The organism is Paenibacillus sp. JT22N12 (assembly GCF_056269365.1).
This window is the reverse complement of sequence record NZ_JBWDNU010000001.1, coordinates 140498-165814: the sequence shown is the minus strand read 5'-3', so window position 1 is coordinate 165814 and position 25317 is coordinate 140498. Positions and strand designations below refer to the sequence as shown.

General features: G+C 55.6%; 17 protein-coding genes. 16 read left to right on the top strand and 1 reads right to left on the bottom strand.

The features are described from left to right. Positions 1-26: 26 nt before the first annotated feature. The 11 genes from AC0YOA_RS00645 (at position 27) to AC0YOA_RS00595 (ending at position 17767) form a co-directional block, all read left to right on the top strand. Complete coding sequence (locus AC0YOA_RS00645) at positions 27-1031, top strand: hypothetical protein (protein WP_475784957.1); 1005 nt, start codon at positions 27-29, stop codon at positions 1029-1031. A 304-nt stretch (positions 1032-1335) separates the two neighbouring features. Next, a complete protein-coding gene (locus AC0YOA_RS00640; protein ID WP_475784956.1) occupies positions 1336-3570 on the top strand; it encodes a helix-turn-helix domain-containing protein in 2235 nt (744 codons plus the stop codon). A gap of 276 nt (positions 3571-3846) precedes the next feature. Then, complete coding sequence (locus tag AC0YOA_RS00635) at positions 3847-4833, top strand: ABC transporter permease (RefSeq protein WP_475784955.1); 987 nt, start codon at positions 3847-3849, stop codon at positions 4831-4833. Positions 4834-4857: 24 nt separating this feature from the next. Beyond that, positions 4858-5757, top strand: a complete 900-nt coding sequence (locus tag AC0YOA_RS00630) for a carbohydrate ABC transporter permease (protein WP_475784954.1) — start codon at positions 4858-4860, stop codon at positions 5755-5757. A 191-nt stretch (positions 5758-5948) separates the two neighbouring features. Further along, a complete protein-coding gene (locus AC0YOA_RS00625) occupies positions 5949-7520 on the top strand; it encodes an extracellular solute-binding protein (protein WP_475784953.1) in 1572 nt (523 codons plus the stop codon). A gap of 92 nt (positions 7521-7612) precedes the next feature. Next, entirely contained in the window at positions 7613-8392 is a 780-nt protein-coding gene (locus AC0YOA_RS00620; RefSeq protein WP_475784952.1) for an SDR family NAD(P)-dependent oxidoreductase, read from the top strand. Positions 8393-8560: 168 nt separating this feature from the next. Further along, the gene (locus AC0YOA_RS00615) at positions 8561-9877 is read left to right on the top strand and encodes an alpha-L-fucosidase (RefSeq protein WP_475784951.1); all 1317 of its coding nucleotides are present in this window, start codon (positions 8561-8563) and stop codon (positions 9875-9877) included. Between the two features lie 52 nt (positions 9878-9929). Then, complete coding sequence (locus AC0YOA_RS00610) at positions 9930-12167, top strand: glycosyl hydrolase family 95 catalytic domain-containing protein (RefSeq protein WP_475784950.1); 2238 nt, start codon at positions 9930-9932, stop codon at positions 12165-12167. 17 nt (positions 12168-12184) lie between these two features. Then, complete coding sequence (locus AC0YOA_RS00605) at positions 12185-13849, top strand: hypothetical protein (RefSeq protein WP_475784949.1); 1665 nt, start codon at positions 12185-12187, stop codon at positions 13847-13849. 107 nt (positions 13850-13956) lie between these two features. After that, complete coding sequence (locus AC0YOA_RS00600) at positions 13957-16665, top strand: beta-N-acetylhexosaminidase family protein (protein WP_475784948.1); 2709 nt, start codon at positions 13957-13959, stop codon at positions 16663-16665. Positions 16666-16687: 22 nt separating this feature from the next. Further along, positions 16688-17767: a Gfo/Idh/MocA family protein gene (locus tag AC0YOA_RS00595; protein WP_475784947.1), complete on the top strand. Its 1080-nt coding sequence runs from the start codon at positions 16688-16690 to the stop codon at positions 17765-17767. A gap of 36 nt (positions 17768-17803) precedes the next feature. On the opposite strand, the gene AC0YOA_RS00590 is transcribed toward AC0YOA_RS00595, so the two are convergent. After that, positions 17804-20065 (bottom strand): helix-turn-helix domain-containing protein, encoded by a 2262-nt coding sequence (locus tag AC0YOA_RS00590; RefSeq protein ID WP_475784946.1) that lies wholly within the window; start codon positions 20063-20065, stop codon positions 17804-17806. A gap of 331 nt (positions 20066-20396) precedes the next feature. Here AC0YOA_RS00590 and AC0YOA_RS00585 point away from each other — a divergent pair, with 331 nt between their 5' ends. From AC0YOA_RS00585 to AC0YOA_RS00565, 5 genes are all read left to right on the top strand, one after another. Beyond that, on the top strand, positions 20397-21440 hold the full coding sequence (locus tag AC0YOA_RS00585) for a Gfo/Idh/MocA family protein (protein WP_475784945.1): 1044 nt from the start codon (positions 20397-20399) through the stop codon (positions 21438-21440). A gap of 5 nt (positions 21441-21445) precedes the next feature. After that, entirely contained in the window at positions 21446-22351 is a 906-nt protein-coding gene (locus tag AC0YOA_RS00580; protein ID WP_475784944.1) for a Gfo/Idh/MocA family protein, read from the top strand. Then, a complete protein-coding gene (locus AC0YOA_RS00575; protein ID WP_475784943.1) occupies positions 22348-23238 on the top strand; it encodes a sugar phosphate isomerase/epimerase family protein in 891 nt (296 codons plus the stop codon). Before AC0YOA_RS00580 ends, AC0YOA_RS00575 begins: the two co-directional genes overlap by 4 nt. A 199-nt stretch (positions 23239-23437) precedes the next feature. After that, positions 23438-24403: an ABC transporter permease gene (locus AC0YOA_RS00570; RefSeq protein WP_210040278.1), complete on the top strand. Its 966-nt coding sequence runs from the start codon at positions 23438-23440 to the stop codon at positions 24401-24403. A 16-nt stretch (positions 24404-24419) separates the two neighbouring features. Beyond that, positions 24420-25283: a carbohydrate ABC transporter permease gene (locus AC0YOA_RS00565; protein WP_475784942.1), complete on the top strand. Its 864-nt coding sequence runs from the start codon at positions 24420-24422 to the stop codon at positions 25281-25283. Positions 25284-25317 lie beyond the last annotated feature (34 nt).

The following is a 25317-nucleotide window of genomic DNA, read 5'->3' as shown; positions in this document are numbered from 1 at the left end:
CAAGAAATGTATAGGAGGGGGTAATAATGATGGATATCGCCAGCTGCCTGACGCCCTATAAATGGAAGAGGCCGGTGCTGGTCGGCTCCGGCGTGCAGGGCGCCTTCGATTATCACGCGGTCGACTGCCCGTTCGTATTCCGCCATAATGGCCGCTTTTATATGATGTACGTCGGCTTTGACGGGGCAGGCTACCAAACGGCGCTCGCCATAAGCGACGATCTTCTGAATTGGGAGCATCTGTCCACGATTTTGCGCCGGGACGAAGGCTCGGAATGGGATTCGAAAAATATCGCCGGAACCTGGATCATGCGCGACAACGATATACATGGGCCGGGCACGCTCAAGAAATGGAACGGCAAATATTGGCTCGCCTATCATTCCTATCCCGGAGACGGCTACGAGGAAGGCTCGGCCAAAATCGGCCTCGCCTGGACAGAGGATGAAAGTCTGCTTGATTGGACCCGGGTCAAGGATCCGGTTCTGGTCCCGGAGGACGGCGAGTCGTGGGAGCGGGGCGGATTGTACAAGGAATGCCTGCTTGAGCATGAGGGGAGCTTCTACCTGTTCTATAATGCCAAGGACCGGAATCACGGACGCTGGGTTGAGCAGACCGGTCTTGCCACCTCGACCGACCTTGTCCACTGGAAGCGGCATGGGCACAATCCCGTCATCAGGGTGACGCCGGACCGCTGGGACAGCGGCTTTGTCAGCGATCCATGCGTGCTGCGGGACGGCAGCCGCTGGGTTATGTTCTTCTTCGGCTACGACTATAAGCAGGCACAGGAGGGAATTGCCTTATCGGACGATCTGCTGAGCTGGAGTAAATATCCGGAGCCGATTATTACAGTCGGGGAGAAAGGGGAGCTTGATTCCATTTTTGCGCATAAGCCGTCGGTCATTACGGATAATGGTATACTCTATCACTACTATACGGCCAGCAGACGGCCGGAGGAAGGCGACCGGACATGCAATATTTTTCCGGAGTTCCGCACGATAACGGTAGCGGCTTCCCGGAAGCTGCCGGAGTAACAGGCCGCGCTGATCATGTCGGCATCCCAATTTGGACGGCAGCAAGCCGGGTGTACTGCGGACAGTGCGTTTGAGTTGAATAAAACGTTTAGAATAGTTTAGTTTAATTTAGTTAACAGAAAACTAAAAACAGGAGGGATTTAAGCTTAAAACAAATTGACTCTCAAAATCATCCAATGATAGCATGGATAATGAAGGAAACAACCCTGGATTTTCAAAATCGCCGCTAAACCTGAATCGGATATTTTAGAACGGGTTTATGTAAGCGGTTTAAAAGGGGTTTCGAAAAGGGGAGTCGTTCCGTATGCGAAGTTGGCCCAGTTTGCCGAAGAGAGAAGCGAAACAATCGGTGTTCGTTAAATTTGCGCTGTCATATTTGCTCATCCTGTTTATTCCCATTGCGATTGGTGCCTATCAATACTACCGGACGCAGGAGGTCCTGGTTGATGACGCTACGGATCTGAATCTTGAGGTGCTGAGAATGAGCCAGGATATCGTGGACCGGCTGCTGCTGGAGACGGACGATCTCGTATCGGCGCTCTCGGTAGACAACGAAATCATTAATCTGACCCAGACCGCAGGCATTCCGCCAACTCCCGAGCAAATGTACAACTTCTCGCTCCTGCGGACCAGTCTGAACCGGTATGTGATCGCGAACAAATTGTTTCGGGATATATACATCGTGATGGACAACAGCCGGTGGGTCGTGACGACCCGGACGACATTCGATTTGGCTGACAACTATATGCGGATCGACGGGCAGCCCTTCCAGTCCTGGATCGACAACGCGGTCAGGCATATTGACCAGAAGCAGTTTTTTAATCTGAACGATGTCTCCTTCGGAGGAGATGCGTCGGAGAAGCTCATCGCCTACGTGGATCCGCTTCCGACCGGCTTTCAAAGCAAGGAGCAGGGCTCGATTATCGTCTTTATCAATCAGAACGATATCGCGCGCCTGTTTCACCGGCTGGTCGCCAAGAACGGGGGCTTCGCCTACATCCGGGACAACCAGGGACATATGATCGCTCCGGCCTTCTCCGCGGGAATGAGCGTGGATATGGCGGAGCTGCCGGGGAATTACCCGGAGAAATCCGGCTCCTCCTTCGAAACCCTGAACGGTACTAAAATGCTCGTTTCCCATATGGAATCCGACCAGAATGGCTGGACCTTTGTAGCGGCTATGCCCGCAAGCGTCGTGCTGGCCAAAGCGGAATATATCAAGCGGATGATCCTGGCCATCACATCCGTCATTCTGGGGATCGGCATCCTCGCGGCGCTTTGGATGGCCTACAGAAACAGCAAGCCGCTTTCCGAGTTGACCGCATCGCTGAGGGAGCTCAGCAGCAGAATAGAGCGGCAGCTGCCGCTGCTCCGGGCGTCCGTGCTTGAGCGTCTGCTCAAGGGCTATTACAAGGAGGAGGAGCAGGCAAGGGCTGATCTGGCAGAAGGGAGGATCCTGCTTCCGGAAGACGCTTATTTTGCCGTGACGGTGTCCGTCCACAAGGAAACGATGGATCACGGCAGCTTCATCGATAAGGATGAAGCCCAGGCGCTTATCTTAAGCCGCATTGAACGTCTGATGGAGGGCTTTCATTACGGGTTGAACATGAACGCGGACAATGCCGATCTGATCGTTTCGCTCCCCGCTCCGGTCGCGGATTCCGAGAGGGAGCGATTGAAGGAGAGATGGCTGAAGGAGTCCCGTCTGCTGCAGGGCAATAACGGCATGCGGCTCATTCTTGGAGTCGGCAGATGGACGGACAAATTGATCGAAATATGGCGATCCCATCATGAAGCGAGACAAGCCGCGGACTATCATGTTATGGGCGACCAGGGCCGAGCGATCTGGTACGGGGACCGCGGGCAGCGCTCCGGCTATTATTACTATCCCATCGACCTGGAGCTTAAGCTGCTTCATACTGCGAAGAACGGGGATGTGGACGGGCTGGAGCATTTGCTCCGGCATCTGGGCGAAGAGAATTTTACCGGACGCCGTCTGGACGCTGCGACGGCCAAGCAGTTCTCCCATGAAGTCCATGGTACGCTGCAGAAGCTGCTGGAGCAGATGGAGTTCGGCTCCGACAGCTTCGGAGACCTGAGCGCAAAGCTTGCGCCTTGGCTGCAGGAGCTTGAGGCCGAAGCTGCCTGGCCGTCGCTGCAGAAAGCGCTGCGCATTGTTTGCGGTCATGTCGCCGCAAACAAGAAACAAAAGCAGGGCAGGATGGCGGATGCCATGCTGGAAACCGTTCATAACCGCTTTACGGATTCCGGCTTCTGCCTGACCGAGCTTGCCATGCAATTCAAGCTGTCCGAGAGCTTCATATCGGTGCTGTTCAAGGAGCATGCCGGCGAAAGCTTCTCCGACTATCTGGAGAAGCTGCGGATGGACCGGGCATGCCAGCTGCTAAACGGAACGGAGAAGAGCATCAATGATATCGCATCAGAGGTCGGATATAACAGCGACAAGACGTTTCGGCGCGCCTTCAAGCGTGCGGTCGGGCTGCAGCCGACCACATACCGGGAATCGCTCAAATCCTAAGGCTTAGCTGGGAAAAGAGAACGCTAATAATGAAATGGATGCCGCAAATGAGATGTTCCCCCCACTAATGGGTTAATTCCACCAGGTGAGGACATGCATACGGCCCAACTTATAAAAAACCGCGCCATTACTGGGTCTCCGCTCTCTTTTTGCAAAAAAAGTATGCCCGAAATGAACTGTTCCTTTACGATTTCAGCCTTGTTCCGGTAGAGTTAGGGCCAATAAAGCGTTTTCATTCACGCTCAATCTACTGGAAAGGCTGGTGACCACTGGTTCATGGGTACAGGTCAGAATACACTTGCTGCCGGAACGATCCGTAAGGCAAGGCGCGAAGCGAATATGTGGAAACGGATGAAACAGCAGAAAGTGCTGCTTTTGCTGCTCGTCCCGGGACTGGTCTATTTCTTTCTCTTTTCGTATGTGCCGATGTATGGCGTCCTGATCGCATTCAAACAATTCCAGCTGCAGGCGGGACAAAATTTTGTCAGCAGCATTCTCTCTTCGCCCTGGGCGGGGACGCTTGGATTGGACAATTTCAAAACCTTTATCAACGGACCGTATTTTTGGCAGCTATTGCGCAACACTTTTCTGCTTGGCGTCTATTCCATTGTTTTCGGCTTTCCGGTTCCCATCCTGTTTGCCCTGCTGCTGAACGAGCTCCGCAGCCGGTATTACAAGAGCTTTGTCCAGACTGTCAGCTACCTGCCGTACTTCCTTTCGATTGTCGCCGTCGTCGGGATGATGAAGCTGATGCTCGCTCCCGAATCCGGAATCGTCAATCTTCTGCTCATGAAGCTGGGGCTTGAGCCGATCTACTTCTTCGGCGTTCCGGGGTGGTTCCGCAGCTTGTTCATCGGATCGCATATATGGAAGGATCTCGGCATGGGGGCTGTCATATATCTGGCCGCCTTGTCGAAGGTGGACGCCGAGCAGTACGAGTCGGCCGTTCTCGACGGGGCGACCCGCCTCCAGCAGATGCGTCATATTACGCTGCCGGCCATCAAGCCCGTCATTGTCATTACCTTGATTCTCAGCTTGTCGGGCGTGCTCAGCGTCGGCGCGGAGAAGGTACTGCTGATGTATTCGCCGCTTACCTACGATACCGCCGATGTGTTCTCGACCTATGTCTATCGCCAAGGATTGGTCAGCATGGACTTCAGCCTAGGTGCAGCCGTTGATTTGTTCAATTCCGTCATCAATGTCATTTTTCTGGTCAGCGCCAATTTCTTGGCCCGGAAGGTGACGGAGGAAAGTCTATGGTAAGCATGAGGGAGAGGAGAGAGGATATTGGTCAGAGACACGACGCTGGGCTCCAGGGTGCTTGATATTGTTATCCATATCGTGATGGTTATTGTCGTTATCGCAACGCTGCTTCCCGTATTGAATATCGTCGCGGTGTCGCTGAGCGATCCGCAAAGCGTGGCCAGCGGGGAAGTTACACTGCTTCCGAAGGGGTTCAATTTAAGCGCGTACCATACCATTTTATTCGAAGACGTCCACATTCCGAGGTCATTCGTCAATTCGGTGGGCATCACGGTTGCCGGAACGATCCTGAATGTCATTCTGACGACGATTACCGCTTATTCCTTATCCAAAAAATATTTGGTGCTTCGCGGCTTCTTCATGACCTACGTCGTCATTCCGATGTTTTTCGGCGGGGGAATCATCCCCTTGTTCCTGGTCGTAAAGGCGCTCGGCATGGTGGGCTCCTATTCGGCGCTCATTATTCCCTATCTGATGAGCCCTTGGTGGCTGATCATCATGATTTCCTTCTTCCGTTCGTTCCCGGTGGAGCTGGAGGAGGCGGCCAGGATCGACGGCTGCAGCGACTTCGGCGCGCTGATTCGCATCGTGCTGCCGTTATCAGCCGCCCCGGTGGCCACCATTTCGCTCTTCTATGCCGTCTCTCACTGGAACTCGTTTTTCTCGGCGATGATGTTTTTGAATGATTTCCAAAAATACCCTCTCCAGCTTATATTGCGGGACATCGTGCTGGAGAACTCGCTGGCCGAGCAGCTGGCCGCTCAGGGGAACGTAACGCTGGCGCAGGATGTTCAGTCGGCGATTACCCCGCAAAGCGTGCAGTATGCGACGCTTGTCATCTCCATTATTCCCATGCTGATCATCTATCCCTTCATCCAGAAATATTTCGTCAAGGGGATCATGATCGGCTCGCTCAAGGGATAAGCCGCCCGCGCAAATTCGGAGCAAGTCTTCACAGCTTATTCCGGACGCTTGGGGAGAAAGGGGGGATCGTCGCTTATAGCGGGAGCCGCCGATTCCGTGTCAGGATTGTGCAGCACTCCAGTGCGGCGGCGGGGAAGGAACATTCAAAGGGAAGTCGGGCATTCATTCCAATCAGAGAGAGGCGAAGAACAATGAGGAAAAGGAAATGGGTCACCACAGTGCTGGCCCTGTCGGCGATGATCGCAGTATCCGCATGCAGCTCGAATACGAATAACGGCGGTACGGGAGAAACCACCAGCCCGGCAAACGCCGCCTCGAATGCGGACAGCGCAGACCAAACGGTCAATCTTACGGTCGTCAGCCAAACCAAATACGCGCCAAACTCGGTTCCAAACGAATATACGAAACAGACCGGGCAGAAATTCAATATGAAATGGGATTATCAGGCGATCCCGCTTTCGGCCGGCATGGATAAGTACAATGTCATGTTCGTATCAGGCGATTATCCCGATTTTATCCCGAACATGAATCAATGGAATGCGGTCAAGAAATGGGCTGCCGCCGGCTATCTGCTGCCGATCGGGGACTACATCGACAAGCTGCCGAACTACCGCAAGCTGTACACCGACGACCAGTGGCAGATGCTCCAGGAATTCACGAATGTGAATGGAAAAGTGTATATGATGCCGTTTATTACGACGACCTTCGATCCGATGACCTGGATTTACCGCAAGGATGTGTTCGACAAGGCAGGCATCACGGCCTTCCCGAAAACGACGGATGAGCTGTATGAGGCGCTGCTGAAAATAAAGGAGCAAAATCCCAGCTTCATTGGAATCGGAGTGCGCGGAGGCGTCAAAAATCTGGAAATGGCGTTCGGCAATACGTTCCGCATTCCGCCAGATTTCGGAGGCTCGAATGGCTGGACCGGCTTCTGGCATGATCCCGATTTTAACGGTCAGCTCGTGTTTGCCCCGGCAACCGACAAGCAGCGGGCGCTGCTCGCTTATCTGGCGAAGCTGTACAAGGCGGGCCTGATCCAGAAGGATTTCGCCACAGCAACCGAAGACCAGTTCAATCAGAACCGGCAAAACGGCAAGGACGTCATCGATTTCCAATGGGTGAGCCAAATCATCAGCCTGGAGAAAGACAATGCGGCCGCCGACTGGGAATATTCGTCTTACTTCGTCGAGGATCCCGCTAGCGGCAGGACGCCCGTCATGTTCAAGGGACCGGACTTCGCGCTGTTCGGCTCGATCTTCAGCAGCAAGCTGGCCGATCAGCCGGATAAGCTGAACCGTCTCCTCGAATACCTCGACTGGTCCGCGACGCCGGTAGGCACGCTCTTCAATCAGATGGGCGTAGAGGGCCTGACTTACGAGATGAAGGACGGAATTCCCGTCTACAAGGAGGGTCTGGACCGCAAGAAGGTGCTCGAGCAGTACGGATTTGACTATTACCTGACGAAGAACGACGATGCGCAGAAGGGCGACCCCGCCTTCCAGCTTGATCAGGAGGCGGCACCAGCCTTTAAAGCGATGGAGACCCTGTATGCGCAAAGCGCCAATCTGACCGAAGACGAGACGAATACGGTGAATTCGGTCATGACCGGCGTTTGGAGCGAAGCGGACCAGTTCGCGACGAAGGCAATCATGGGTGTTGTGGACATCAACAATGATGATGTCTGGAAGGATTATCTCGCCGATCTGAACAAGGTCGGTCTTGACAAGGCGATGGCCATCTATGAGAAAGCGATGAAATAAGGAACGATCGATGAAGCAGGGCATCCGCTCCATTCGGGGGGATGCCCTGCTCCTTGGGACGAAATAAAGGCTGGAGAAAGAGGTGGAAGACTATGTCCGGCGGGAGACTGGAGCGCAAGACGGCCGTCGTGACCGGTTCGGGTTCCGGTATAGGCATGGCGATTGCCCTCCGCTTTGCCGCGGAAGGGGCCAATGTCGTGGTGAACGACATTGCCGATGCCGGTCGGGACGTTGCCGGCGAAATAGCCGCAGCCGGCGGCAGCGCGCGGTTCTTCAAGGCGGATCTGCGGCGGAAGAACGAAGCGGCTTCATTGATGCAGGCGGCGTACGATCATTACGGCGCTCTGCATATTCTCGTCAACAATGCCGGAGTATCCGGAGGGAAGTCGGTCGTCTTGGCCGAGGATGAGGATTGGGACCGGATTATGGAGATTAATCTGAAGGGGAGCTGGTACTGCAGCAAATACGCCATTCCGTTCATGATTGAGAGCGGCGGCGGGAGCATCGTGAACATCTCCTCCACGCATGCCTACCGCACGCAGGCAAATCATTTTCCGTACCATTCCTCGAAATCCGGCATGATTGCGATGGCTTACGGAATATGCGTCGATTTTGGCAGTCAGGGCATCCGGGCAAACAGCATATGCCCGGGCTTTATTGAAACGCCGCTCTCGGAAGCGCATATGCGGCAGTTTCCGAACCGCGAGGAGAAGACGAGGGCGATGCTTGCGACCTGTCCCCTCGGCCGCTTCGGACAGCCGGAGGACGTAGCGGCGGCAGCCGCCTTCCTGGCGTCGGACGAGGCCGCGTTCATTACCGGGACGACGCTTGTCGTCGACGGCGGCCGGTCCGCGCTGCAGAAGGCGGAATAAGTTCTGCATCCTGCTTGTACCAATAGCTCAAAGCCCGGGCTTGGAATGGACATCGACGGGGCAGCAGGGCCAGGCGGATCCGGCGTATTGGCAGTATCAATTGGGGGAAATCAGAAGAAAGCGAAGCTGCAGGACAGAACAAGCGGCAATGAAGGAGGATATTAGAAGATGACTGCGAGTACGAATATTGAAACGGCCGGACGTTCCGACTGGTTCACGCATGACCGGTTCGGCCTGTTTATCCATTGGGGCTTGTATACGCTTGGCGCCCGTCACGAATGGCTCAAGTCGCGTGAATTCATGAGCACGGAGCAGTACGACAAATATTTCCGGCGGTTCGACCCCGACCTGTACGATCCCGAGCTATGGGCGCAGGCGGCGGCGGATGCGGGAATGAATTATTTCGTCGTGACGACCAAGCATCACGAGGGCTTCTGCCTCTGGGACTCGGAGCTGACGGAGTATAAAGCGACTCGCACTCCGGCGGGGCGCGATCTGCTGAGGCCGATGGTCGACGCTTTCCGCGCCCGGAATATGAAGACAGGCCTGTACTACTCCTTGCTCGACTGGCATCATCCGGATTACACCGTCGATGTCAAGCATCCGCTGCGCTATAACAGCGAATATGTCGCGCTGGACCGGGAGCGCCAATTTCAGCGCTATGTGGATTATATGTTCGGGCAGACGCGGGAGCTGCTTACCAACTACGGGCAAATCGATCTGCTGTTTCTCGATTTCTCCATTGCCGCCGAGGAAGGCTTCCCCGGCAAAGGCAAGAACGAGTGGCAGAGCGAGAAGTTCGTGCAGATGGTCCGCGGGCTGCAGCCGAACATTCTGCTGAACGACCGGCTGGAAGTGCAGGGCGACATCACCACGCCTGAGCAGTACATGCCGAAGGAGTGGGTGAAGGTGGACGGCCGTCCCGTCGTCTGGGAGGCTTGCCATACGTTCAGCGGCTCGTGGGGATATTACCGCGACGAGGAGTCGTGGAAGAGTGTCGATATGCTGATCAAAATGCTGATCGAAAGCGTGAGCAAGGGCGGCAATCTGCTGCTTAATATCGGTCCCACGGGACGGGGCGAAATAGACGAGCGGGCGCTGGACCGGTTGAAGGGAATAGGCGCCTGGATGAGACGCCACAGCCGGTCGATCTATGGCTGTACGGCCGCACCGGAAGGCATTGCTCCTCCAGACGATTGCCGGTTTACATATAATCCCGTGACCAATCGGCTTTACCTGCACGTATTAAGCTGGCCGTTCAAGACGATCCATCTGAAGGGCCTGGCGGGAAAAATCGAATATGCGCAGCTGCTTAACGACGCTTCGGAAATCCGTATGAAGCAGGGCGCAAGACAGAGCACGATGACAGCGGGAGCATTCAGCGAAGGCCGGGATGCCGGGACCGTCTCGCTGAGCATTCCCGTCAAGAAGCCTGATGTCGCGGTGCCGGTGATCGAGCTGTTTCTGAAGCCCGGGTTGTTTTGAGCTTATCTGCCGTTTGTCTTGTAGAGAAAGGATTGGAAGGGAGTGGAGCGGTATGAAGGCCATACCGATCAAACCGGCTTATGAAATACAATGGCCGCTCGCAACTGGCCACTGCCATGAAGGGATGCCGCTGTCCAATGGCGTGTTCGGCGCCCTGGTCTGGTTTCAGGAGCAAACCGTCAGGCTCACCGTCAACAGGGCCGACTACTGGGATCACCGCGGAGGAACCGTCCGGGCTGATGATTGTACGTACGACCGCTTGAAAACGCTGCTGCAAAGCGGCGACTTCGAAGGTGCCCGCCGGCTCTATCCGACGATGGAGATGAACGGCAAAGAAAAACGGCCGACAAGGCTCGCGATGGGCCGGTACGACATTAAATTGCGGCCGGGAGTGAAGATTGAATCCGCCTCGCTCGTTCTGGATGAAGGAGAGGCAGTCATTCTCTGCCTCCTGGACGGGAAGGCGGAAACCATCCGCATCAGCATACCAATCGACCGGCCGGTACTGCTGCTGACGGCTGACGCGGGCATGGTTGAGTGCGTTGAGGCTATGCCATCCTATTCATTCGCGAAGGTCAAGGCCTATTTTGACGATTTCGGCATTCCGGCCCCGCAGGTGCTGCATTTGCCGGACGGGAACGGATGGGTACAGGAGCTGCCGGAGGATCCGGCGTGCGCGGTATTGCCGGGGCTGTCAGGAAACCTGCTGGCAATTTCCGCCGAATACGGGGAAACAGCGGAACTGGCCGTCCAGGCGGCCCAATCTCATCTGGATGCCGTCAAGCGGGCCGGCTATGAAGAAGCTTTATACGAAACGAAGCGGCATTGGCGCGCCTTGTGGGATCAGGCGGCTGACATCGCGCTGCCGGACCGCGAGATTGAGAACATGTACTATTTGGGAATATACCGGATGCTCGGATGCTCGATGCCCGGGAAGCTGGCCCCGACGCTTCAGGGTCCATGGGCCGAGGAGTACCGCAATCCTCCCTGGAGCTGCGATTACCATTTTAATATCAATGTCCAGGAATGCTTGTGGCCGGCATACGGCTCCAATTTGCTGGACATCCTGAAGCCGCTCTTCAGGATGATCGACGGCTGGAAGCCCGTGTTGGGGTTGAATGCCAGGCAGTTCGCCGGCATTGACGACGGCTATATGCTCGGGCATTCCGTCGATGACCGCGGGCGGCCGGTCGGCGGGATGTGGACGGGCACGATCGATCAGGCGAACACCTCTTGGGTCGCGCAGCTGATGTGGCAGTACGCCAGATATGCGGGAGACGAGGAATACCTCGTCAGCGAGGTGTATCCGTTCATGAGGAAAACACTCAATGTGTTTCATGCAATGATGGACAAGGAAGACGGGGTTTATTCGCTACCGGTGTCGGTTTCCCCGGAATACGGCGGATCATCGCCCAATGGGCTTGGACGCAATTCCACTTTCTTCCTCGTAAATGTGCGGTTCCTGTGCGAGAAGCTATTGGAGCTTGAGGAAAAATACCGGCTGGACGCGGATTATGCTGCGTTCGTCGCCAACATTCGGACGAAGCTGCCCCCATACACGGCAGGACCGCGGCAGTATCAGGAGTTCGGGGGCAGGCCGGGCCTTGAGCTGTATCTGTGGGAAGGGCAGCCTCTGGCTGAATCCCACCGCCACCATTCGCATCTTGCCGGGATATTCCCGTTCGATACGATGGACCTGTCGGATCCGGAGCAGAGGGAGCTTATATCGAATTCCTACAAGTCGTGGGTCGATCGGGGGATGGGCCGTTGGGCAGGCTGGTCGATGCCATGGGCTTCCATTCTGCACAACCGTCTTGGCAGCTCCGATATGGCGCTTATGTCGCTGCGTTTGCTGAGGGACGTCTACATGATGCCGGGATACGCGACGCGGCACAATGCGAATTATAACGGATTTTGCCAATTTACCGGCGGCGATACCATGCAGGTCGAGGCTTCGATCGCTGCAGCGGCTGCCGTTCTCGAAATGTATGTGCAGTGCGTCCGGGGGGAGGTACGCGTGTTCAGCGGGCTCGCCCGGCGCTTCGGGGACGCTTCGTTCTCCGGCATCCGCGCGGAAGGCGCGTTCCTGTTGTCGGGCTTGAAGGAAGGCGGTCGGGTCCGCTCCGTCACGGTATTCAGTGAACGGGACGAAACGCTGCGGCTGGTCAATCCGTTCGAGGGCAGGGCGAATTGGCATCGGGACGGCGTTATGGCCGGGACAGCGGAGAAGAGGATCGTGCTTGCGCTTCGTGCCGGCGAAACCGTGATATTCGAGGGAGCAGCCCAATAATAGGAAGGAGGACAATTATGGTGCAATTACCGTCTCAGCCGGAGCGGCGGCCAAAGCTTGGCATCCAGGGTCCGGTCCTGGCGTGGCAGGATCCGTGGGCGGGGGAGGCTTCCGATCGGATTATGCGCACCGGAACGGGAAGGATTTATCTGTCACAGGATCCGGCGCCGACTGGGGAAGAGTTTGTCAGGGCTCTCCAGAGTTTGGGCGCGGATTTCTATGTGCACCATATGCTGCCGGGGCTGGAGGGCCATACGGATATGCTCCGCGACATGGTCCGGCTCGGTATGGACGTCTGCCTCGGCAACGAATACGGCAATATCAACGGTCCGTGGACGGAAGGGACGAACCGGTGGGATGTGCCGGACGAAGCCATATTGGAAGCGGCCCGGAGCGGACGGCTGATCGGGCTCCTCTACGATGAGCCTGAGCATCTGCAAATCAATGCAAGGCAGTACCGGAAGGACGGCTGGTTCCCGCATTGGGGAGCGACAGACGGGATGGGACTTGAAGAGTCGTATACCCATGTGGTGAAAGAGGTCAGCCGCCGGACAGAGCATGTCCGGCAGCTGCTGGCGGAGCAGGGGCTGGATGCCGGAGCGGCACCGCTTGTATCGGAGCATGTGTTTCCGGTCCTGTTTCATGCGAAGGCGCGGGCCGGCATGGCCATATGTCCGAAGATCATGAAGGAATCGTTTCAGCCGCTCCAGCTGGGAACCGCACTGGGGGCCGCGAAGCAATACGGCCGTCCGATGTGGATCTGCGCCGATTTGTGGGGACCCGACATCGGTCATTGGTTTACCCGCATATCGGGCTTTCCCGGCCATTCGCCGGAGGAGTTCGAATCGGCTCTGCGGATGGGATACCTGATGGCCCCGACGCATCTCTTCACGGAGAACGTCGACGTGCTGCTGCACCGCATGGACAACCGGTTTGCCCTGACGGAATTCGGCGAGATATGGGAGCGGTTCGTCAAAGATTATGTACCCAATCATCCGCTTGCCTGGCGGCACAGCCAAGCCGATGCGGATATTGCCGTCATAGTCTCGGAGGACAGCAATTACGGCCAGAACGACCGCTTGTACGGCAACCGGGAGCTTGCCGCGCCGCAGACGTCGGCAAGCCTGTTCGCGGTATGGCATCTGCTCAGCCATGGGACGATCCCGCCGCACGGCAGCTGCATGCATATCCCCGGTTATTCGTTTCCGCGTCATGAGCTGAAGACGCGGGTGCCGGCGGAGGCCTATCCGCTTCCCGGCGGCTGCATGGAGCTGCCTCAGACTTCCATGCATCAGCTGTTCCATCCCGTGAACAATGTCCTTGTCTTCGACGAGCATGTCCGGGAAGAGCAGCTTGGCAGCCCGAAGCTGATCATCGCGGCAGGTTCCCGGCTCTCGGCCGGTACGCTCGCCGCAATCAGACGCCGGTCGGAGGAAGGGGCCGTCGTCATCGCCGCCGAGTGGCTTTTCCCCGCTTCCATGAAGGAAAGCCGGCGCTTCGCAAACGGCGGCGTATGGCTTGCCGCCAGGGATTTTCTGAGCGATGACGTGCGCGAGCTTGCCGCCCCCTATCTGGGGGCAGCAGACAGCTGGCGCCAGCGGTTTGGCGATACCGAAATCCGGTTCTGCAAAGCAGATGAGACCGGGCGGACCCTGCACGCCGAAGTGCATACCGCCAAATAGTGATTTTGTTGGGAGCAGACGCAGCTGATGCGGGGAATCGTATAAACCGGCCCGAATATTGGATCCTGGCCGGTACGGAAGTTCAATCATAACGCTGGAGGTTAGGCATGCAGAAGGTATATCTGAACGTACAGGACAATGCTTCGCCGCGATTGATTCACGGCTTGAAGCTGTTGACGGAAGGTCTGCAGGATTGCGGCTATCGGGCAGAGCGGGCGGACGCGCCATGGACGGCCTATTCATACCGGGAGCAGCAAGGAATCAAGATTTATGTCGGCAGCCGGGAAGAGTCGGCGTTCATCCGCGCGCTGGAGGAACAGGAGGTTCTCATTTATCATTCGGAAGCGCCGGGCAAGGAAGGCTTCTACCTGGCGACGCTCCCGGGGAATATTGTTGTCGTGGCGGGAGGAGGCGATACCGGGGCTTTGTACGGCGCACAGGAGCTGGCGCGGCAAATCCGCAGGGCAGGGCGGATTCCGGAGCTTCTCGCGCAGGGCGAAACGCCGAAATTCAAGCTTCGAGGGCCGGTGCTGGGCCTGCAGAAGACGCTGATCGAGCCGCCGCGCCGAACCTATGAGTACCCGATCACGCCGGAGCGCTTCCCGTGGTTTTATGATAAGGACATGTGGCTGGACTATCTGGATATGCTTTGCGGGCAGCGGAGCAACGTCGTCTATATCTGGTCGGGACACCCGTTCGCTTCGCTGGTGAAGCTTAAGGACTATCCGGAGGCGCTGGAGGTTACGGAGGAGGAGTACCGGCTCAATGTTTCGATGTTCCATTGGCTGACGGCCGAGGCGGACAAACGCGGGATTTGGGTCGTATTGAATTTCTATAATATTCATATTCCCCTCCCCTTTGCCGAGAAGCACGGGCTCGATCTGCATCAGCCGAAACCGCTCCCGATTACCGCGGATTATACTCGCAAATCCATCGCCGAATTCGTCCGGTCGTTCCCGAACGTCGGCATCATGCTTTGTCTGGGCGAAGCGCTTCATGGGGGCGTATACGGCTCCGAATGGTTCAGGGAAACGATCATTGCTGGAATGAAGGAGGGGCTCAAGGATGTGAGCGTGAAGGAGAATCCTCCGATTATTCTCAGGGCGCATGCGGTCAAAGCCGAGCCGATTATCGAGGAGGCGCTGCCGCTGTACTCGAATTTGTATACCGAAGCGAAATACAACGGGGAATCCTTGACGACCTGGACGCCGAGAGGCGGGTGGGTAGAGACGCATAATAATCTCAGCTCCATGCAGTCTGTCCATATCGTCAACATTCACATTCTGGCGAATCTGGAGCCGTTCCGCTACGGTGCGCCATCCTTCATTCAGAAGAGCATGCAGGCGGCGAAGCACCGGCAGCAGGCGAACGGCCTGCATGTTTACCCGCTGTTCTATTGGGACTGGCCGTACAGCGCGGATAAGGTAGCGCCGAGACTCAAGCAGGCAGACCGCGATTGGATCTGGTACGCCGCCTGGGCACGGTATGCCTGGAATCCGGACCGCGATGCGGAAACCGAACAGTATTACTGGACAGATGAGCTCGCCGACAGGTTCGGTTCGCGGGAAGTGGGGGCCGCTTTGCTGGAAGCCTATGATGCGTTTGGCGAATGCGCGCCCCGGCTGCTGCGCCGGTTCGGCATTACGGAGGGCAACCGGCAGACGCTGTCGCTCGGCATGACGATGAGCCAGCTGACCAATCCGGACCGGTACTCGCCCTACAAGGCGCTGTGGGAGGACCATGCGCCGCAGGGCGAGAGACTGGAGCTATACGCCGAGAGGGAGGTCAAGGGAGAGCCGCATATCGGGGAAACGCCGCTTGATGTGGTGGAGGCGGCCGAGATGTTTGCCGATATCGCCTGGAAGGCGATTGTACGGGCACGTCCTCACGTCAGCCGCAACGCGGAGGAGTTCGAACGAATCGCAACTGATATTGAGGCGATCCGATACATGGTCTCCTCATACGGAGCCAAGGTGCGGGCCGCCGTCAAGGTGCTGCTGTTCAAGAATACGGTCAACGGCAGTTACACGGAGCGGGTGGATATATTGGAAGAGGCGGCGGTCTATTTGAAGGAGAGCCTGGAGTGGTACCGGAAGCTTACGGACTTGACCGGGAAAACCTATCTGTATGCGAACAGCATGCAGACGCCGCACCGCAAAATTCCGGTTCCGAACGGGCAGAAGTATAAGCACTGGACGGATTGTCTTCCCGTATATGAGGACGAATTCAACCATTTTACCGCCCGCGTGAATGACTTGAAGGCAGGCAAGCTTCCGATGAAGGTGACAAGCGAGGAAACAATCGAGCCGTACCGGCAGGCAGCCTTCACGCTGCTGTCTCCGCATGCCGAAACGTATACAGTCCAAAAAAACAGCTGTCTGTTTACCGACGGGGATGTGTTTGCGCAAAGCTGCGCAGAGGAGCTGGGCGGACTGACTGGAATCCGGTTCAGCCGCGAAGAGGCGGCAAAGAAGGGCATTGCCGTCGAGTTTGAAATAAACGTGCCCGCCCGCGTGCTTGTGGGGTACTTCAACTCGTCAGAGCAGCAATGGCTGCAGGTGCCGACGCTTGATGAGAATACGCATGCCGACGACCGCGGAGGCCTCGCTCCGCTGCTGCGGAAGGGCGTGAAGCCGGGCTTCTACCCGAGCGTCAACGTTCATGCATTCCTGTATGAAGCCGGGCGGCATACGCTTAATCTCGGCAAGGGCGCTTATACAATTGTCGGGATCATCCCGGCCGACCAGCCTGTAAATGAGCGGGACGTATCCCCGCTAAGCGAGAGCACCCGTTCCCTGGATTGGCTGTACGGCTGAACCTATTATGCAATGGAGATGAATGGACACAATGCTAAAAAAATACCGTTTGGGCGTTATAGGACTTGGGGAAGGGCGCAGCATTCTGTCAGCGGCGATCCAGAGCGACCGTTGGGAGCTTGTCAACATGTGCGATATTAATGAAGAAGCCTGCAAAACCCGCACTGGCGAATTCGGGCTGGACCGTTACACCCTTGACTACGCGGAATTGCTGAATGATCCGGATATTGATGTCATCGCGATATACACGCCCGACCAGCTGCATGGCAGTCATATCAAGCAGGCACTGGATGCAGGCAAGCACGTCATCGTGACGAAGCCGATGCTGACTTCACTGGATGAGGCCAGGGAGCTGCTCGAGAGTGCGGAGGCGTCCGGAAAACATCTGTTTGTCGGGCAAAGCAGCCGCTTCTTCGAGCCGATGCTTCATCAGCGCAGCGACTATCTGGCCGGCCGCCACGGCGAAATCGATACGGTGGAGACGTATTATATCTCGGACTCCCGGTGGTTTCTGAAGAAGGGCTGGAGCCGGCAACAGGGCTTCAGCTGGATGTACAACTTTATGATTCACGCGGTGGATCTGGCTGCATGGTATTTGCCGGATATTGAGGAGGTATTCGGCTATGGGCATTCCAGCACGACAAACAAGGAGTTCGGCTTGACTGTTCCCGATACAATGAGATTTCTCCTGAAGGACACAGCAGGACGCATCGCCCAAGTGAGCGGCTCCTATACGAAGCCGGCTCTCCGTAACGTCGATCCGGGAATCAGCTGCACGCTGCGGGGAACGAAGGGAACAAGCCGCGCGGTCTATTCCAAGCTGCTGTACCATACTCATTTTCCGCCGGAGCCGGCTGTTACGCATTCGTTCGAAGACAAGCATCCGTATTATTTCCGCTTCGAGCGGGAGAGCCATCATGCGGGCGAGTATCAGAATTACATTGAATATTTTGCGGAGTGTCTGGATAAGGGCGAGGTGCCGAAGCCTGATCTGCAAGAAGGCTGTCATACGCTGGCAATTATGGCGGCCATGGAACGAAGCATGGAGCTTGGCGCCCCTGTGAAGGTGAAAGACATCTTGAAGGACTATGCTCTTGCATAGCGGAAAGCTGATTTTCAGTAAAAGAGGCGTGAGCGATTACGCCTCTTTTTTGACGATTGAATCTCTGATTCCCTGTCCATACGACGGGGATTTGCGGAATTCTCCAGGTGTAATGCCGGAAAATCTTTTGAACATCCGGTTGAACGAGTTCATATTCTGGTAGCCCGCCTTGCGGGCGACTTCCTGGATTTTGCAATTGGAATAAAGAAGCATTTCTTTGGCTTTGCGTATCCGCAGGTCGTTCAGGAAGTCAATGAAGTTAACCCCCGTTTTATCCTTGAAGTAGGTCGATAAGTAGCCGCTCGTGATGCCGAGCTTGTCGGCGATCAGGTCCAGCGTAATATCTCCGTCGTAATGCTGCTCCAAATATTCCACCACGAAAGCCGTGATCGGATCACGCTCCCCCTTCTTCTTGTTAACCAGCTCTGTCGCCGCTCTCAGAAATTCATCGAGAAAGGAAGAGAGCTGTTCATAGCTGTAGCAGCAGCTCAGCCGTTCCTGCAGCGGGACCGGCGTCGTCAGATGATGGAAGGCAACCTGCATGCTGGTGAGCGTCTTCACCGTTTTCTGGATAATTTCTTCTGCAAAGCGGTAAAACTGGGCGGACGAAGCCGACCGTTTATTCAGCTGCAGCAGCAGACGCTGTACGATCTGAAGCGTTTCGCTCTCGTTGCCGGCTTGTAAATTCAAGTAAAACTCCTGCTCCTGCTGCGGCGACAGCAGCATGGGCGCAGGCTCCGCCGCTTGCCCGCTTGTAATGATTTGGGTATCTCCGTTCAGGCTGCGCTGCCTGATCAGACTGAGCGCTTCCTCGTATGCCTCGGTCATTGGCGCCGCATGGGCATACAGCGAGCTGACCGCGATCGTGATGAAGCCCTCCTCCTTGTCGATTTCAAATACCTGCTTCAATTTCTCAAGCAGGCCTTGCAGCGCCGGCTTGTCCGTTTCATCCATAAAAACAAACGACAGCACCTGATTGGTTTCGATCTGGAAGGTGAGCGGCTCCCGGAAATGCAGCTTGAAGTTGTAATCGACAAACTCCTTCACATAGTACGCCCAATTTTGCTCCGTCCGCTTCCAGTCGCCGCTGCGCCCCTTATACGTTAATTCGAAAACAACGAATACAAACGACTGGTCCGTAAAGTCCATCTCGATGTTATTGTGGATTCTTTTCAGGCTGCTGATATAGGCGAAGCTCTTCAGCTGCGAATTTTTATGGTTCAAGTCTTTGTGAATATTGTTGATCTGACTGCTGATCGTATTGAATTCACTGATCCGGCTGCGTATCGGAACGAGCGCGTTAAGCTGTTTAATCGACTGGATTATGCGCTGGATTGGATTGTTGAAGCTGATGCTGAACAATAGCGAGGTGACGATACTGATGCCGATTGTGAAAATAAGCAGGGTTACAAGGGATACATTGAGCCGTACCTGGGACGCCACATAGGCATCGGGAACGACGTTTACATACGTAAGCCCCGATAAGGATCCTTTCTTATAGAAGAAATAGTAATTCCCCTTCTTGAGGTAGGTCTTGGTGTTATCGAACGCCGGCAAGGACCCGATATCGGAGGCTGACGAGGAGGAGAACAGCTTTCTGCCCCTGCCGTCGAGGATGAAGAAGTTGTCGTTGATGGACAAGTGAAAAGCCTGGAACATTTTCTGTACATCCAGGAAGGCGGCCATATAGAAATCCTGATACAGGCTTGCCTTCACCACGACCGGGATCTGCTGTCCCAACGGATTGTATTCACCCTGGAAGGGGATTTCGTAGAAGGAAGCGGGCGGGTATACCTCGAAGCGTGTGTCTTTATCAAACTGTCTGCTCCAAAACTCGGACGGGTAGTCGAAGCTGGCGTAAAATTTGCTGAAATACGTGCTGTCTTTCGATACCGAGCTCTTGTCCAGCACCAGCGAGGTTTTCTTGTAATAGAGAATAACGTTGTTTACGTACAGGAGGGGATTCAAGGTCATTTGGCGAATGTCCTGCACCGTTTTGGCTGCGGTGTCGTAATTAACGGCCTGCTGATCAAAATAAATCTGCTGCACGTTCTCATTAAAGAAGAAGGTGAGCAACTGGTTGCGGATCAGCTCGAATTCTTTCTCATAGCTGTCTGTTGTCGTCGTCAGGTTCAGCATATTGTAGTTGATAATTTCGTCGTGGATCTTGTTCTTGGAGAAGGTCATCGAGAAGAAGTTGAAGGACACCAGCATGACGATCACGATTAAGAAGCTTGTAAACAGCCTGATAAATAACGAATTCGCTTTTAATTTCAGGAAAGGTTTTATCAGCTCCACGCAAAACCCACCCTTCAACTTAATTTAGTACAAAGTATACCATAGGAAGAAAAATTTGCGGATCCTCTCTTTTACGAAAACTTCACTATTTTGCGGATTTTTCGCAATAGAGAGAATATTCCGAAATATAGACGATAGGCGCAGGGCTCCCTGGTGCGTACAATCGAGGTACATGCTCGCTGCAGTACGCAGCGTTATGAAGATCATGCGAAAGGGGAGGTAACGCAGCACTCCTGGGCTTCGGTCAACGCTACCGCAGCGGAGTGACGCCTGCAATTGGCAGTAACGGAAAATGAGATTTTAGTCTGAAAGATGAGGTGATGAAAGCACAATGTCCAAAATTCGATTTGCTGTAATAGGCGCAGGGGTGATCTCTCCCTTTCACGCCAGAGCGATTGCTCACCATCCGGAAGCGGAGCTTGCGGCCATATCCGACGTCGTACCGGACAAAGCCCGGCAAATGGCCGGGGAATATGGCATTCCGAACGTATATGCCGATTATGAGGAGCTGCTGAAGCGCGACGATATCGACATCGTGTCAGTGTGCGTACCAAGCGGCATGCATGCGGAGATTGCAATCGCTGCGGCGCAGGCGGGGAAGCATATCCTGTGCGAGAAGCCGCTCGACATTACGAAGGAGAAGATGTCGCAGATGATTGATGCCGCCCGCCGATATAATGTGAAGCTGGGCTGCGTCTTTCAGCGCCGGATAATGCCGTCGGTAGCGGCGGCGCGTCAGGCGATTGTCGAGGGCAAGCTCGGCAAGCTGGTGCTTGGCGATGCCTACCTCAAATATTACCGGAGTCCGGAATACTACAAAAGCGCAGGCTGGCGGGGGACCTGGCAGTGGGACGGCGGAGGCGCGCTCATGAATCAGGGCGTGCACGGCATCGATGTGATTCAGTATTTGATGGGAGGCGCGGCTTCCGTATTTGCCTACGCCGCACCGCTCGTCCGTGATATCGAGGTTGAAGACACGGCAGTAGCCGTATTGAAGTACAACAACGGTGCGTTCGGCGTCATTCAGGGTACAACGTCGGTGTATCCGAATCAGGAAACGCGCTTCGAGCTGCACGGCGAGAAAGGGACGATCATCGTGGGCGACAGCGGCATCCTGCAGTGGAAAATGATGGATACGGACGAGCAGGCTCCGCATGTAGAATCACTGGCAACCATGGGACGCACGAAGCCGGAGGATATGTCGACTGACGGACATTATATCTTTGTCGACGATATTCTAAGCGCGGTGAAATATAACCGCGAGCCGCTCGTGAACGGGGAGGAAGCCAGAAAATCGGTTGACCTCATTCTGTCCATTTACGAATCGGCAAGAACGGGAACAGAGATCAAACTCAATGAAAGAGACAAGGAGTGAGCCGTATGGAGAAGCTGTTGAATATCGGTATGATTGGCCTCGATACGTCGCATGTAACGGCTTTTGCCAGACTTCTGAACGATCCCGGGCAGCAGCACCATGTCCCTGGAGGACGTGTGACGGCTGCTTTCCCGGGGGGCTCGCCTGATTTTGAGATGAGCTGGTCGCGGCTGCCGGGCTTTAAGAAAGAGCTTGTTGACGCTTACGGCGTCAATATTGTGGAATCTCCCGAGCAGGCTGCCGAGCAGAGCGACGCGGTGCTGGTGCTGTCCGTTGACGGCCGCGTTCACCTGGAGCAGCTGCGGCGGATCGCCCCCTTAAGGCGGCCGGTCTTCGTCGACAAACCGTTTGCCGTGAGCTCGGAGGATGCCCGCGGGATGGCTGAGCTCGCCGCCGAATACGGATTTCCCCTGATGAGCTGCTCGGCGCTGCGGTATGCCGAAGCACTCAGCCAGGCGCTTCTGGCTGACGGGGAGGGAAGCATCATTGGCGCCGATTATTATGGTCCGATGGAAATCCAGCCTACTCAGCCGGGATTTTTCTGGTACGGCATTCATACCGCAGAGATGCTGTACCGCACGCTCGGAACGGGATGCGCCCGGGTGACGGTAACGAAGAACGACGATCACGACCAGGTGGTCGGAGTGTGGGCGGACGGCAGAGTCGGGACGATTCGCGGCAACCGCAAAGGGAACAAGACGTTCGGAGGGCTGGTGCATCGCGAGAAAGGCACATCCTTCGTCGACTATAACGCTTCAAGCAGGCCCTATTACGCCAGTCTGCTTGAACATGTGATGGAGATGTTCAAGGGCGGCAGCCCCGACGTTGGCATCGTAGAGACGCAGGAAATCATCCGTTTCCTCGAAGCCGCCAATGAAAGCCGTGTTAGCGGGTTGACGGTGGCATTATGAGGCGGTTTCGTCTGGGTATCTTGACAGATGAGGTGTCCCAGGACGCAGGCGAAGCGATAGCCTTCGCCAAACAGTACGGACTGGAAGCGATAGAGCTCCGCTCGGTGAACGACAAGCCTGTTCACGAGCTGGATGATGTGGCGATCAGGGCTGTAAAGGCTCTGGCGGATAACAGCGGCCTTGCGGTCTGCGCGCTGTCGGCTCCGATTTTCAAATGTGAATTGAATGATGCGGCAGAGGTAGAGAGGCATATCGCCTTGGCGCAGCGGTATATCGCGATTGCCAGTCAACTGGAGGTGAAGCTGGTGAGAGGCTTCAGCTTCTGGATGAGCGCTCCATTCGAGGAGGCGCTGCCGCGGGTCGCCGAACAGATCAAGCGGATTGCGCCTAGCTTCGAACAAGCGGGCATTACATTCGTGCTGGAGTTCGATCCCGGTGTGCACGCCTGTAATGCGCGCAAGGTCGGCCTGCTCGTCGACGCCGTTGCCTCCCCTGCCGTGAAGGCGCTCTATGATCCGGGCAACGACATGTGGGACCCGGACGGCGAGCTCCCGTACCCGGACGGATATGATTATTTGGCGGGGAAGATTGGCCATATACATCTCAAGGATGCGGTGAAGACAGCAAATGGCGCGGAGGCGGTAGCTCTCGGGACAGGGCAAGTCGATTACAGGGCATTGTTCCGGAGGCTGGCAGAGGACCGGTATGAAGGCTGCGTCATGGTCGAGACCCACTACCGCCTGCACTCGAAGCTGACCGAGGAGCAGCTGAAGCGCCCCATGGGCAATTCGTTCTCGGACGGCGGCAGGGAAGCCTCTGCGCAGTGTGTAGAGAGCCTGCTTGCTCTGCTTGGCGAACTCGGCATGGAACAACGAGCCGGAAGGTGACAAGCGATAAGCAAATGCCTCAAATCCGGATATGCTCCCGTGAAAGCGAGCGGCAGCTGCAGGAGTGGTTACATAACCGGCAGCAAGAAGTTTGGCACAGGCGGCAGGAGCAGCCGCGATAATTATCAGCGTCTTCTCCGCACAATGAGTTCCTGGCAATCGAGGAGGAGCATTCATCAACGTAAAGGGAGGCAAGCATATGGAGCAGGTCAAACCGGCGGATCAATCATGGACGGTACCCGCTTCGCAGCGTGGCGGGAGGAGCCTATTCTTCAAGAGGCTGAACCAGAGCAAATACCTGCTGCTGTTATTCCTGCCTTGTCTTGTGTATTACATCCTGTTCAAATATTTGCCGATGTTCGGCCTCGTTATCTCATTTAAGGATTACAATCTGTTTAAAGGGGTTTGGGCCAGCGACTGGGTGGGGCTGAAGTATTACCATATGTTTTTCGAAAGCCCCGAATTCTTCCAGCTGTTCCGCAACACGTTCCTGCTTGGCGTCTTCAACGTCGTGTTCGGCTTTCCGATGCCGATTATCCTGGCGCTGTGCCTGAATGAAGTCAAGCAGGTGCTGTTCAAACGGTTCGTGCAGACCGTAAGCTATGTGCCTCATTTTATTTCCAACGTTGTGGTGGTCGGGATGGTCGTTATGTTTCTGTCCCCCACAACCGGCATCGTCGCCCACTTCGTGAAAATGTTCGGCCTGCAGCCCGTGAATTTGCTGGTGCAGCCGGAATGGTTCCGCCCGATCTATGTGCTGGCCGATATTTGGCAGCATGCCGGATGGGGGTCCATCATTTTCCTTGCCGCGCTCACCGCGATTGACCCTCAGCTGTATGAAGCGGCGGAGATTGACGGGGCCAGCCGCTGGAAGCAGCTCTGGAATGTGACGATTCCGGGCATCACCCCGGCCATCGTCATTATGCTGATTCTGAACGTCGGCCATATTATCGACATCGGCTTCGAGAAGGTGTTCCTGCTGATGAACCCTGCCACGTATGAGACCGCCGATATTTTCAGCACGTTCGTGTACCGGACGGGCTTGACGCTGGGCAATTACAGCTACGGCACGACGGTAGATTTGTTTACGGGTATAATCAGCCTGTTCTTCATCTATACGGTCAATTATATAAGCCGCAAAATCAGCGAAACGAGCTTGTGGTAGAGAGGGGGAGTAACCTGTGAATCGCAGCTGGTCCGTATCCCGTGTGTTGATTGTTATTTTCTTGCTTGGCGTCATTCTTGCCACGGTCTATCCCTTTCTTTATATGATCTCGGTTTCGCTAAGCAGCGACGTGTATGTGATCAAGAACCAGATCAATTTTTTGCCGCGCGGGCTTAACCTCCGTGCCTATGATGCCGTGCTGACCGATCCCCGGCTGTGGTCGTCATACCGCAATACGATCCTGTATGCAGCAGTCGGGACGCCGCTCTCCCTGCTGGTTACGGCGGCGGGGGCGTATGCGCTGGCCAAGAAGGAAATGGTGTTCCACAAATCGTTCACCATGCTCGTCGTATTCACCATGTTCTTCAACGGGGGGATGATTCCCACCTTCCTCGTCGTCAAAAGCCTGGGCCTCGTCGACTCGTTCTGGTCGATGATTGTGCCGACGGCGATCAGCACGTGGAATTTGATCATTATGCGCACCTTCTTTCTCGGCCTGCCGAGGGAGGTCGAGGAGTCGGGCAAAATCGACGGCCTGAACGATATCGGCATCTTCGTGCGCATCGTGCTTCCGCTGTCCACCGCTTCTCTCGCGACGATCGGGCTGTTCTACGCCGTCGGCATCTGGAACAATTTTTACTCGGCTCTGCTGTATTTGCGCAACGACCAGCTGTATCCGCTTCAGGTGGTGCTGCGCAATATCGTCATGGCTTCGCAGATGGTCACAAGCGGCGGCACCAATGTGGGAGACAACCAGGTTCTGGACGAGCCGCTCAAGTATGCGACCATTATCGTTTCAACGGTTCCCATCCTGCTGGTTTATCCGTTTCTCCAGAAGTATTTTGTCAAGGGAGCCTTAATCGGATCGGTGAAGGGGTAGAGGTGCAGATGAAACCAAAAAGGAGATTGATCGC

Bases quoted from the DNA above. Each gene is read 5' to 3' on its own strand.
- AC0YOA_RS00645 (WP_475784957.1), top strand. From the start codon at position 27: ATGATGGATATCGCCAGCTGCCTGACGCCCTATAAATGGAAGAGGCCG.
- AC0YOA_RS00640 (WP_475784956.1), top strand. From the start codon at position 1,336: ATGCGAAGTTGGCCCAGTTTGCCGAAGAGAGAAGCGAAACAATCGGTG.
- AC0YOA_RS00635 (WP_475784955.1), top strand. From the start codon at position 3,847: ATGGGTACAGGTCAGAATACACTTGCTGCCGGAACGATCCGTAAGGCA.
- AC0YOA_RS00625 (WP_475784953.1), top strand. From the start codon at position 5,949: ATGAGGAAAAGGAAATGGGTCACCACAGTGCTGGCCCTGTCGGCGATG.
- AC0YOA_RS00620 (WP_475784952.1), top strand. From the start codon at position 7,613: ATGTCCGGCGGGAGACTGGAGCGCAAGACGGCCGTCGTGACCGGTTCG.
- AC0YOA_RS00615 (WP_475784951.1), top strand. From the start codon at position 8,561: ATGACTGCGAGTACGAATATTGAAACGGCCGGACGTTCCGACTGGTTC.
- AC0YOA_RS00610 (WP_475784950.1), top strand. From the start codon at position 9,930: ATGAAGGCCATACCGATCAAACCGGCTTATGAAATACAATGGCCGCTC.
- AC0YOA_RS00605 (WP_475784949.1), top strand. From the start codon at position 12,185: ATGGTGCAATTACCGTCTCAGCCGGAGCGGCGGCCAAAGCTTGGCATC.
- AC0YOA_RS00600 (WP_475784948.1), top strand. From the start codon at position 13,957: ATGCAGAAGGTATATCTGAACGTACAGGACAATGCTTCGCCGCGATTG.
- AC0YOA_RS00595 (WP_475784947.1), top strand. From the start codon at position 16,688: ATGGACACAATGCTAAAAAAATACCGTTTGGGCGTTATAGGACTTGGG.
- AC0YOA_RS00585 (WP_475784945.1), top strand. From the start codon at position 20,397: ATGTCCAAAATTCGATTTGCTGTAATAGGCGCAGGGGTGATCTCTCCC.
- AC0YOA_RS00580 (WP_475784944.1), top strand. From the start codon at position 21,446: ATGGAGAAGCTGTTGAATATCGGTATGATTGGCCTCGATACGTCGCAT.
- AC0YOA_RS00575 (WP_475784943.1), top strand. From the start codon at position 22,348: ATGAGGCGGTTTCGTCTGGGTATCTTGACAGATGAGGTGTCCCAGGAC.
- AC0YOA_RS00570 (WP_210040278.1), top strand. From the start codon at position 23,438: ATGGAGCAGGTCAAACCGGCGGATCAATCATGGACGGTACCCGCTTCG.